Here is a 12,217-nt window from a genome sequence, read left to right on the forward strand (position 1 = left end):
TTTTCTTATTATGAAGTGATTCCCTTGAAAACAACTTCAGCCGGTCCAGTCATGTACACATGATTGTCAGCTTCATTCCACTCAATGTGGAGATCCCCACCCTTGAGGCTAATGACTGCTGTACGATCTGTATGTCCATTCAGGACAGAGGATACCAGTGTTGCACAAGCTCCGGTTCCACAAGCCAGTGTTGGGCCAGCTCCACGTTCCCATACACGCATGTCCACATATCCACGGTCACGAACTGTTGCGAATTCCACATTGATTTTTTTCGGGAACATGGGATGTACTTCAAGAAGCGGGCCCCACGTCGTGAGATCAAAATTAACAGCATCATCAACATAGATAACGGCATGCGGGTTACCCATGGATACGGCAGTGAATTTGAACGCATGTCCGTTCGCTTCAATGTAGTGATCAACCACCGGATTGGCATCCACTGTTGTAGGCACTTGAAGACCGTTCAGGATCGGCTCACCCATATCCACACGAACCGTTTCCACTTTACCATCACGAATGTTGAGACTCACAGGCTGTACCCCTGCACCAATCGTTTCAATGGTAATTTGCTCCTGGTTAACATGACCATGATCGTATACATATTTGGATACACAGCGAATGGCATTACCGCACTGTTCTGCTTCCGATCCGTCCGAGTTCATGATGCGCATCTGAAAGTCCGCCTTTTCCGAAGGCAGTATATAGACCAGGCCGTCCGCACCGATGCCGAAGAAACGGTTGCACCATTTCACAGCCAATTCTGCAGCATCTGCCGGAAGCTCCTTTTCACCAAATACAACGATAAAATCGTTACCAAGTCCATGCATTTTCGTAAATTCCATCATCTTGCCCACTCCTTTTGGCAGTCTGCTGCCAAAGCTATATTCTTGCTCTTCTACAGGATTACCATAGAAATTCATATTCAACGTTTACACAAAAAAGCTATCCTGCAAAATGCCAAAGCTGCCGCTTCGAATCATTTTGAGGATAGCATAACGAAATGGGTAAGGAAAAGGTATTGATTTTATGCTGAAAACTTTGTACTTTTCGGTACGAAGCGTCCAGAACCACCCATACGGCGGCGGTTACGACGACCACCCCACACGCTGCCCGCGCCCATAAGGAACGTTGGAATGCCAGCAGCAACGATACAAATTGCCCATTCACGCAAACCTAGCGGTACGGTTTTAAAGATCGGCTGCAGCGGTTCAACGTACATGACAACCAGCATCAGTACAACCGATGAAATCACGGCAAGAACGAGATATTTGTTTTGCAGTGGATTTCGATGGAAGATGGAGCGCGAACTGCGGCAATCAAAGACATGAATGAGCTGCGCCAATACGAGTGTAGCGAAAGCCACAGACTGTGCTTTAATCAATTGACCCGGGTTATCCGGCGCAGCCTGAAGGGTAAGCCAGAACGCTCCGAGTGTACATAGTCCAATCAATACACCCCGGCTGACAATTTTCCAACCCAGTCTGCGGGCAAAAATGTTTTCTTTGGCACCACGGGGTTTGTGTTCCATCAGATCTTTTTCCGGCTGATCTACCCCGAGCGCCATTGCAGGCAAACCATCCGTCACCAGGTTAACCCATAGAATCTGAATAGGTACAAGCGGCAGTGGCAAGCCCATCATCATTGCAAAGAACATGGTTAGAATCTCACCCACGTTCGATGCCAGCAAATAACGGATAAACTTACGAATGTTCTCATAAATATTACGACCTTCTTCTATGGCCGCCACAATCGTCGAGAAGTTATCATCACTCAGAATAAGCGCCGAAGCTTCCTTCGTGACATCCGTTCCTGTAATGCCCATCGCGATCCCGATGTCAGCCGCTTTAATCGCCGGAGCGTCGTTCACCCCATCCCCCGTCATGGCAACGACATGTCCTTTGCGCTGCAAAGATTTCACGATGCGAAGCTTATGTTCAGGAGACACTCTTGAGAACACATAGATACCCTCTACCTGTTTATCCAGCTGCTCATCCGTCATGCCTGCCAGCTGCTGACCACTTAGAGAAGCACCGCCGCGTGGAAGAATCCCGAGTTGATGAGCAATGGCTTCTGCCGTTGTACCATGATCACCTGTGATCATGACAGTTCGTATCCCCGCCTTGCGGCATGTTGCAATTGCATCGCGCACTTCACGACGTGGCGGATCAATCATGCCTGTAAGCCCTACGAATATAAGCTGACTCTCGGCGGCGTGTTCGTCGGCCACTTTTTCTTCCGGCCGCACTTCACGATAGGCCATTCCGAGGACACGTAGTGCCGCTCCGGCCATGCTCTCGTTGGCTGCCATCACTTTCTGCCGCAGCGTTCCAGTGAAAGGTACGACTTTACCTTCCCACAAAATATAACTGCAGTGTCCGATCAACACATCCGGTGCACCTTTGGTGTAGATCATTCGGCCTCCCTGATGATGAACCAGGACCGACATGCGTTTGCGCTCCGAATCAAACGGGAACTCCTGCTCCCGGGCATACAGCTCTTTGAGGCCAGCAGGAGTAAGCCCCATTTTGGAGGACAGTGTGACGAGCGCCCCCTCCGTCGGATCTCCCTTCAACTCCCAGAATACATTTTCTCGCTTAACCATTTCTTCTTGGAAATCATCTTTTTTGGTATTTTTCTTGCCGTCTTTTTTGTTATCCTTGCCCTTTTTCTTGCTTCCAGACTCGTTTGCAATGGTCTCCACAATACTTGCATTGTTGCATAGCGCACTAATCTGAAGCATTCTGCGTAGCGACTGGTCACTCTTCAGTTCCACCGTTCGGCCATTCTCCAGCATCTGCCCTTCAGGTGCATAACCATCCCCGGTAACCTTGATGCTGCGTCCCTCCAGCCATACATCCGTTACCGTCATCTTGTTCTGGGTGAGCGTGCCTGTCTTGTCCGAACAGATTACGGATGCGCAGCCAAGGGTTTCGACAGAAGGCAGTTTGCGTACAATGGCTTTACGTTTGATCATACGCTGCACGCCTAGTGCGAGTGCAATGGTTACAATGGCCGGCAGACCCTCCGGTATGGCAGCCACCGCAAGGCTGACCCCTGCCAGGAACATGCCAACGGCTGGTTGTCCGTGCAATATGCCTGCGACGACAACCATAATGGTTAATCCCAATGCGACAAAAATCAGAATTTTGCCCAGTTGTTCCAACCTGTGTTGTAAGGGTGTTTCCTGCTCCTCCGTATTCTGGATCAGATCGGCGATTTTGCCCATCTCCGTCTCCATGCCTGTACGGATAACCACACCTTTGGCCGTACCACGAGTGACCATGGTGCCCATAAAACCAATATTCTTCTGATCACCAAGCGGAACGTCCTCATCGGCAATCGGAAGGCAATGTTTGCTTACGGGAACCGATTCCCCGGTTAGAGCAGACTCCTCCACATCCAGGCTGTTCGTTTGCAGCCAGCGCACATCAGCAGGAATGCGGTCCCCACTCTCTACCATGACGATATCCCCAGGGACAAGTTGTTTGGCTGCAAGGTGTACTTCCTGGCCTGAACGAAGCACTTTGGCGAGAGGTGCAGACAACTGTTTTAATGCACGAAGTGATCGTTCAGCCCGGAATTCCTGTACAAACCCCAGAATGGCATTCAGTACGATAATGGCCACAATCGTTACCGCATCCAGATACTCACCCAGCAATCCGGATACCAACGTTGCTCCCATCAACACCAGCACCATAAAATCCTTGAACTGATTCAAGAGCAATGTAATCGGAGATATACGTTTCCCCTCGCTCAGCTCATTCGAACCGACCACTTTCCTCTTCTCTGCTACAGCTTCATCCGTCAATCCTTCCTGCGGGCTGACGCCAAGAGTGTTACGAAGCTCTTCATCACTAAGTTGATGCCACTTGATATGTTCCATGCTTCATGTTTCCCTCCCAGTCTGTATTTCATCTGCTAAATAAGCTCACATGCTTCACCGGCGTGCTGGTCGACAGGCTGTACACAATGCCGGACAAACTACCTGCTCTATATGTATTCGGACAGGTCTGTGATTAGCACCCGGAAGGTGAATCCTTTCCCTGATGGACAGAATAGGCTAAAATAAAGGTCTGCGATGTTCTGCGCAGTACCATGTTCAGTGTTCAACAGGTAAGCAACGAAGAATCTGCATCCGGTCCTTGTTTTTTTACATATCTGGTTGCACGTTTCAGTTATATAGATGAAGCATTGCGCATGATAAATGCAGGTGCTCGATAGAGAGAGGAAGTGGAAAAAATGGCATTGGACGGCATCGTAACACGGGCCATTGTTCATGAATTGCAAGGCTGCATTGGTGGACGTATCAGCAAAATCCATCAGCCGAATGGTCATGACGTAGTTCTCACACTGCGTGCTCAGCGCGGTAATAGTAAATTGCTTGTTTCGGCAAGCCCAACATATCCCCGTGTGCATTTTACGGAAAAAACATTCCTTAATCCTACGGAAGCACCCATGTTCTGCATGCTGCTCCGCAAGCACTGTGAAGGTGCAATCATAGAGGAGATCCGTCAGATTGGCATGGAACGTATCATCCACATCGATGTGCGCCAACGCGACGAATTGGGGGATGTTTCGGTTAAACGGATCATCATTGAATTAATGGGTCGTCACAGTAACATTATTTTGCTTGATCCCGTTACAGGAACGATTCTGGATGGCATTCATCATGTGACTCCGTCCATCAGCAGCTACCGGGTAATCATGCCAGGTTTCGCGTATACTGCCCCACCTGAGCAACATAAGAGTAATCCGCTCGAAGTGAGTCGTACAGCATTCGAGGACAGCTATCAAGCCGTTGAAGAAGAGGCATCACGCTGGCTTGTGAACTCCTTTAGCGGTCTTAGCCCGTTAATTGCTGGCGAGATTGCTGCCCGTGGGATTGCTGCTGAAGGCAAAGGGAACACCCAGGCTGTGGTTGAGGGTGAGAGCCGAGTTGAGATTGATGCGCTCTGGAACGCTTTTGAAGCCGTGATGGGTCCTGTCAGAGATCATCGCTACACGCCTGTAACCGGAATGAATGCCAAAGGCAAAATGATTTTCTCCGCCGTTCATCTTGAGAGCATTCAAGACTTGGAGAAAACGTATGACACGATGAGCAAGTGCATGGAAGATTATTATGGAGACAAGGCTGAACGGGACACGGTTAAACAGCGAGTAAGTGATCTGCTCCGTTTTCTGCAAAATGAGCGAAGCAAGAATATCAAAAAGCTGGACAACCTGAACAAGGATCTGCTGGAAGCAGACGATGCGGACAAGTTCAGACTATGGGGTGAGTTGCTGTTTGCCTCCCTGCATCAGGTCCACAAAGGGGACAAGAGCGTGGAGCTTGTGAACTTCTACGACGAAGACCAAGCCAACATTACCATTCAGCTTGATCCGCTGCTCACACCGTCTGACAACGCACAACGTTATTTCAAGCGGTATAACAAATACAAAAACAGTCTGGCTGTCATTCATGAGCAGCTTGGCAAAACCAAAGACGAAATTGACTATCTGGATAACCTGTTACAGCAGCTATCCATTGCATCGATGAACGACATTGAGGAAATACGGGACGAGCTTGTGCAGCAAGGATACCTTCGTGACCGCAATAAAAAGGGTAAAAAGAAAAAGAAAAGTGATCGTCCGACCGTACACCAGTTTACGTCCTCAGAGGGAATTGATATTCTTGTGGGCAAAAACAACCTCCAGAACGAGTACGTGACGAATCGCCTCGCTTCTTCCAACGACACCTGGCTGCATACCAAAGACATTCCAGGTTCACATGTCGTCATTCGCAGCACGGACTTTGGTGAAGCTACATTGGAAGAAGCAGCACAGCTTGCTGCCTACTTCAGCCAAGCCAAGGAGTCCAGCAGTGTGCCTGTGGATTATACGTTTATCCGTCATGTACGCAAACCAAGTGGTGCGAAGCCTGGTTTTGTCATTTATGATCATCAAAAGACCTTGTTTGTCACGCCAAATGATGAATTGATCAAGAGTTTGCCATCCACCATTAAAAATGGATAAGGCTATATAAGTTGAACTAAAGATTATTTACACTAACACTACGATGACAGAACAACCTTCCAATCGCTGTTATCCCCAGATTTTTCGATACCCTTTTCAAAGGGGAAAATCCGGGGATAAAGGCGAACGCTTCGCTTTTTCAGGTTTTTTCTGTCCTCTCCGTTATCGTGTAAATGATTAGTTCCACTTATATAGAGATGTAACAGTAAAAAAACAGAATCCCCTGACCATAACGGTTCAGGGGATTCTTGTGGATGCATCAAAATTGTTTCAATACTAATGTGAATTTCATCTTTATCTATCGTTTTTATTGAATATTAATTCTTTAAAATGTATAATAATTCAACTCTCGCGAAAAAAATTATAGTTAAGGAAGTGTACCATGACCATACATATCAGAGAAACTCAACCTGATGATCTAAAATCACTGACTGCATTAATGCATGACTATGTGGTGGGATTCTACAACAACCCCTGGCCTGGTGATCAATCCATCCAGCTTTTGATTAATAACCTGCTTAATCAGCAGATCGGTGCTCAATTCGTGGCAGAAGAGAACGGGAAGCTTATCGGATTTTCCACCCTCTTCTTTACTTACAGCACGATGAAAGCAGAACGTGTCGCCATCATGAATGACCTATTTGTTACGGAAACATTCAGAGAAGGCGAAGCAGAAGCCAAATTATTTGCATACTGTCAGCAATATACACGTGACCATGGATGTGCATATATGTCTTGGATCACAGCAGTGACCAATGAGCGAGCACAGCAATTATTCGAGCGTCTTGGGGCTACACGCGGCGCTTGGGTCAACTATTCGATTACATAAACTCTTTTTGACACAAAAAAGGACATGAATACATGCAGGTTTATGCCTAGCATGATCCATGCCCTTTACTTCTACAATATTAAAATGTACTCAATAAGCAGAAAACCCTCAAAGCCAGATAAAGTGTTAACCTGTCTAAATTATACTCCCCTTTGCCGGGAAGTAGCTGCCTTCAGCCTTTCCAACACATCAACCGTTACGGTCTTGCTACCCAGATCCCCGTGGAAAACGACACCTTGCCGTTCCCCATGATAATCGGATCCGCCAGTCTCGATTAACCCATAACCCTTAGCCATCTCGGCGTATCTGCGCTCATCTTCCGGTTCATGGTCTGAGTGAAACACTTCGAGTCCATCTGGACGGCAATCCTCAATGATACGCCGTACCAATTCATCATCTTCATAGAGGCCCGGATGGGCAATCACGGCGGCTCCACCTGCGGCTCTGATCCATTCGCACGCATCCTTCGGCGCAACGCGGGGTACAGATACGAAGCCAGGCTTGCCTTCAGCAAGGTATCGATCGAATGCATCCCGCAAGTCAACCGCATATCCCTTCTTCACCAGCACATCAGCCATATGAGGTCTGCCGATACTCTCGTCAGGCTCTAGTGGCCGTCCCAGCTCATCCAGCACTTCCTGCCAGCTGATATCAAGCCCAAGTTCCTGAAGCTTCGCGATAATGAGATGATTCCGCTCATCTCGCGCTTCTCGTAATCCGCGCAACCGTTGCAGGAATGGCTCATCCTCCGTATTCACATAATATCCGAGCACATGAATATCTTTTCCGCTAGCCCGAGTGCTGATCTCCACTCCGGCAACAACATCAATATCGTACTCTTTTCCCGCTTGCTGTGCTTCCGCTACACCAGCAACTGTATCATGGTCTGTTAGGGCAACCGCCGATAGCCCTTTTTGTTTGGCAAGCTTCACATTATCAGCAGGTGGCTGCATTCCATCCGATGCCTGACTATGGGTATGCAGATCACAGCGTCCTTTGCTTTGATTCATGTACAACAACTCCTTTCTTTCCAAAAGTGGTTTGTGATTACATCTTATCTATCATTAATGGTGCGAACGATTATGCCTTCCCCGTCTTGGACTCCGGCTCAGGTTGCTCCTGTTGGCGCAGATAATTCAGGAAAGCCACTGCCGACAGGGGCAACAAGGACGATTTTAGATGGATGGCATAGAATTGCCGTTTGAATTCGAGTCCTCGGATATCCACAATATGAACAAGTCCCAGAGCCAGTTCATGCTGCACGGAAGAAGGAGATAACATCGTAATGCCTACCCCTGCCTCCACGGCTGATTTTACCGCTCCTGTACTGCCAAGTTCCATCACAACATTCATTTCCTGTGGATCAATCTTTTTCTTTTGCAATTGGTCTTCCATCACCTGACGAGTACCTGAGCCCTTCTCACGCAGCACAAAGGGATAATTCATGACATCCTCAATATTCACTTTGCTACGCTTAGCTAGATCATGCCCGGCAGGTACAATCAGTTTCAGCTCGTCCTGCATGACAGGCTCTACAATCATGTCCGGATGGTGTACTGGCGCTTCAATCAGACCAAAATTAAGCTGGTGCTTTAAGATATCATCCATAATTTGCGTTGTATTCATCACTTTCATGACGATTGAAATATCCGGATATTGAAGTGCAAAAGGTCCGAGCATGCGTGGAAGTACATATTCCCCGATCGTTAAACTAGCTCCAAGCTGGAGTCGGCCCTGTAACATTTGGGTAAACGCTGACATCGCTTCATCCGTCTGTCTAACCAGTTCTACACTTCGTTTGGCATGAGGTAATAATGTCCGACCCGCCTCGGATAATTCTATTTTTTTGGTGGAACGATGCAATAACTTGGTCCCGAAATAGTCCTCCAATGATTGAATCTGCATCGTCACTGCCGGTTGAGTCATATGTAATGCTTGTGCAGCAGCCGAGAAGCTTCCTTTCTCTGCTACCGTATAAAAAATATGCAATTGGTGAAAATTCATATCTTCGCCCCTCTTCGATTACACTCTCTATATTGTAGCCGATTTCCCGCTTGGCAACAAAAAAAGCATGCAGCTTGTCTGCATGCGATACGACTTGAATCTATGATTTCAACATATTGAATCTCATATTGAATCTAATCAACTTACTTATGCTTACGGCTATTTTTGACCAACGTCATTCTTCTTGAGTGTCTTAACCATGAATAGTATGACTTCAGGTCCCTTAATTCAATGGTCTCCGACATTCGTCCCAGAAACGTAACTACGATCATTTTGTGCAAGGGGTTGCCCGCAATATCATATTCCCCTTCAAGTTCGGAAAATTCGGCGACCACCACCAGATCCTCATCAATCAGGTAGACGTCCTGTTCATTACGGTAGTATGGTGTTATACGGTCCTGCTTCAGACACTCCCATAACCACGCCGCAATATGGTCATCATCACTACGTGCAGGCTCAATACGGTCTGCATACCGCATCTTGGCATGATGGGTAATGACGATGTCGGCCACTTTCTTGTCTCCAAGAGCCACGAAAAACGGCTCGTAGGTGCTCCAACGTTGCATCACCTTATCACGCATGGGAATCACTCTCCACCAGATAGGACTTTCTATCTATTTATTACCAAATATATTACAACATTAGTCCCGCAACCTCAAGGCGTAAGTGTAACTTTTTTTCACTAAAGTTCATTTGTGCATAATTTAAGAAAAGAGCGACCCCAAGGGGCCCCTCCAGTTTCTCGTCTATATTCCGTAAAAGCTCGTTTTGTCCATGGTTTTGCTGGCATACTCAGTTTTGATCTCATTACGATACGATCGTTCGATCTTGCGCACATAGGAAAGTCGCTTCACGTTTTTCATCGTATCTTCTGCCCGTTCTGCATTAACATACATGACCACATAATGCATACGGCGGGAGATATAATGCACGGTGCCATATTTTTCGAGATTACGGGCAGCCTTCAAATCACTGACCCAAATAATGAATCCTGTCCTTTCCGCAAACATCATCGTTCCCCGCCCTTCTATAATGATTACTTAACTGCAACCACACTTGCCGCCACTACCGCAGCCGCCCTTCGGATTCGGATCATTGCTCGGTACCTTAATGGTCGTTGACACTGCGAATGCAATGGTCTCTGACATCTGGAATAACATATCATCCAGGGACTTCTCTGCCTGTTTGAAGCGGACCACCGCCTCGAAATTTTCCAACTCCTGTTCCAGAGCCTTCACCTGGTCTTTCGCTGCATGATAATCCGGGTGAAAATGACCGAAACGCTGTGTTTCTTCAAACAATTCCTTCTTGGCATTCAGCTTCCGAATCCCCATCTGAATCTCAGGGGAAGTCTCGACTTGCTGCTTCCAATATAAATAATCCGATACTTCGGCAGATTGGTTAATCATGTCGCCCAGTTCATATGCGCCCGTTAACACTTGGGCCATATCGACCGTGTTCATTTCCGCTACGCTCATGAAATATTCATCCTATCTATATATAAAGTTCTACTTAACGTAGACTACCCCATCATAGCATATCCATGAATAGTTAAGAAGAGTTTTTCCTGCAATTAGAAATAGCGAGAGCTTTAAAATTCGCCTTTCAACCTGATATTCACGAAAAACAGTCAGGTTGTAACATCATCAGGCAGGATAAGACGCATTGTATCCCACTCCGACGGGGAGAATGTACGCCATTCCGTCTCTGATGTATGTTCATTTGAATCCAGCATGTACCAACCACTTAAAGTCCATTGTTCATGGCCCTCTACCTGGTGTGGAATGAGGTATCGCGTACAATTTTCCTGCTGTATCCCCAGCTTGGTCTGCCACTCAATGGCTTTGGCAGCAATCTGTCGTGCGGTTGAACTATGATATCGACGCCACTCCTTGTACCAGGTCTCCGGTATCTCCTCCAATCCGAGCAGAGAGAACTTCTTCTCAATGACAGAATGATCACGCTCCAACCCATGCAGAAGTTCAGGAACATCAACCAGTCCTTGATTATCGGGTGTGTAGAAAGAAGAAGCATATACATCGGTCAACACATCTTCTTCTAATAATTTCGAAGGCGCTTCGGTACCTGTACTTGCCTCCGTTGCCTCCATCTTCCGTTCTACAGTCAACGGTGCAGCAACCGTCTCCCTTCCCCACCCTTCCAACGCAATACGTACATTCTCCGGTATGCCTGTCAGGGCATATTGATCCAGAAACTCCATCATTTCACGTAATCCACGCCCTTTGGCTAAGGCCCAAACGAATCGTTCTCTTGTCATGCGATAGATGGACATCCGGTCACGCGTTACCCGTTCTGCGCATTGCTCCAGCATCCAGATCACATCAGGCCTTGCTTCCGGTGGCACCAACATTTCGAAATCAGGCTGCATGTAAAATCCACTCGGTTCCGTCTCACTTACCATCTCTCGTTCTCGATATAAAAGGCTCTGCGGGTCGATCAGCCAACGAAATGCCAGATCTCCCGACTGATCCTCTCCAACTTCACCATAACCCCACCCAGCAAGGGCATAGAGCCAGCCCATAATTCGTGGTTTCAGCTCCGAATTCGCTATACGGCACCATATGTTCTTTTCTGGAACAAGCACTGCCAATTGATAACGGAAATGCTGTAACGCGGGTTCAACTTCTCCGTATCTTTCCACACACGCTTGATATATTTCCCGATGCATCTGTGTCCACGATAGCCCCAACCATTTTTTTAATTGATGATCTTGAATCTGGATTCGCCCATCTGACTTCTGAACCAGATTCAGACTAAGAAGTAGATCAAGAAGAATGGCAACGTGGGTCGGATACAACTCCGAATGTTCATATCGGATACCCAAACCATCAAAGTCTGTCGAAGATAACACCGTGATCATACTTAATTTTTGAACACTTTTCTTATGTATAGTGCCTTTACTTGTCAAAGGAAGTCCTTCTCTTCCGATCCAAGCAATCAGATGAAGTAACTCTCCAGCAACATCCGACTTTCCCTCCTGTATTACATGAGCAAGATTTATATCCTGTTTGACGGTTATGCCCACTCTTTGCGCATAAGCAATAGTCAATGTCTCCATCAGTGAAGCAGGAATATAGAATAGTCGCTCCCCCCAACTCTTATGCACAGATTCAATCCATTTTTGCTGCCGAAGGTTGGCGAAGGAAGAATTGGCTTCTGCGACACTTAGTCCTTCGACGGCCCATTGTTCTCGCGGCATGAGAGAGGAAAAAAGCTGACCAGCATGTTTGTGAAAAATTGCACCTAGTACTTTTTGTTCCACCCAAGTAAGCTTTGACCATGAATCAAGGTTCAGTACCACAGGTTCATTTGTTGGTCCAGATGAAGACATTTCCCAATCCCTCCTCTTTT

General features: G+C 47.1%; 10 protein-coding genes. 2 read left to right on the plus strand and 8 right to left on the minus strand.

The features are described from left to right. Nucleotides 1–8: 8 nt before the first annotated feature. A complete protein-coding gene (gene dapF / locus NLBNIHML_RS07490; RefSeq protein WP_036614947.1) occupies nt 9–842 on the minus strand; it encodes a diaminopimelate epimerase in 834 nt (277 codons plus the stop codon). 182 nt (nt 843–1,024) lie between these two features. Next, the gene (locus NLBNIHML_RS07495; protein WP_494354104.1) at nt 1,025–3,883 is read right to left on the minus strand and encodes a cation-translocating P-type ATPase; all 2,859 of its coding nucleotides are present in this window, start codon (nt 3,881–3,883) and stop codon (nt 1,025–1,027) included. Between the two features lie 356 nt (nt 3,884–4,239). Between NLBNIHML_RS07495 and NLBNIHML_RS07500 the strand changes: the two genes are divergently transcribed. Both NLBNIHML_RS07500 and NLBNIHML_RS07505 read left to right on the plus strand, forming a co-directional pair. Next, nucleotides 4,240–6,012, plus strand: a complete 1,773-nt coding sequence (locus tag NLBNIHML_RS07500; protein ID WP_339235691.1) for an Rqc2 family fibronectin-binding protein — start codon at nt 4,240–4,242, stop codon at nt 6,010–6,012. Between the two features lie 382 nt (nt 6,013–6,394). After that, nucleotides 6,395–6,841 (plus strand): GNAT family N-acetyltransferase, encoded by a 447-nt coding sequence (locus NLBNIHML_RS07505; RefSeq protein WP_494354105.1) that lies wholly within the window; start codon nt 6,395–6,397, stop codon nt 6,839–6,841. Nucleotides 6,842–6,981: 140 nt separating this feature from the next. Here the strand turns inward: NLBNIHML_RS07505 and NLBNIHML_RS07510 are convergent, their stop codons facing one another. The 6 genes from NLBNIHML_RS07510 to NLBNIHML_RS07535 form a co-directional block, all read right to left on the minus strand. Further along, nucleotides 6,982–7,851, minus strand: coding sequence for a PHP domain-containing protein (locus NLBNIHML_RS07510; RefSeq protein ID WP_494354106.1), 870 nt, complete (start codon nt 7,849–7,851; stop codon nt 6,982–6,984). A gap of 70 nt (nt 7,852–7,921) precedes the next feature. Continuing rightward, complete coding sequence (locus tag NLBNIHML_RS07515; RefSeq protein WP_339256325.1) at nt 7,922–8,845, minus strand: selenium metabolism-associated LysR family transcriptional regulator; 924 nt, start codon at nt 8,843–8,845, stop codon at nt 7,922–7,924. A gap of 143 nt (nt 8,846–8,988) precedes the next feature. Next, nucleotides 8,989–9,426: a hypothetical protein gene (locus tag NLBNIHML_RS07520; RefSeq protein WP_017687436.1), complete on the minus strand. Its 438-nt coding sequence runs from the start codon at nt 9,424–9,426 to the stop codon at nt 8,989–8,991. 165 nt (nt 9,427–9,591) lie between these two features. Then, entirely contained in the window at nt 9,592–9,855 is a 264-nt protein-coding gene (locus NLBNIHML_RS07525; protein WP_095290540.1) for a YlbG family protein, read from the minus strand. A gap of 30 nt (nt 9,856–9,885) precedes the next feature. Continuing rightward, nucleotides 9,886–10,323 carry a YlbF/YmcA family competence regulator gene (locus tag NLBNIHML_RS07530; RefSeq protein ID WP_339235702.1) on the minus strand — a complete coding sequence of 146 codons (438 nt, stop codon included), beginning with the start codon at nt 10,321–10,323 and terminating at the stop codon, nt 9,886–9,888. A gap of 152 nt (nt 10,324–10,475) precedes the next feature. Next, nucleotides 10,476–12,197, minus strand: a complete 1,722-nt coding sequence (locus tag NLBNIHML_RS07535) for a helicase-associated domain-containing protein (protein ID WP_494354107.1) — start codon at nt 12,195–12,197, stop codon at nt 10,476–10,478. Nucleotides 12,198–12,217 lie beyond the last annotated feature (20 nt).

The sequence above is a fragment of the Paenibacillus sp. JNU01 genome (assembly GCF_059130585.1).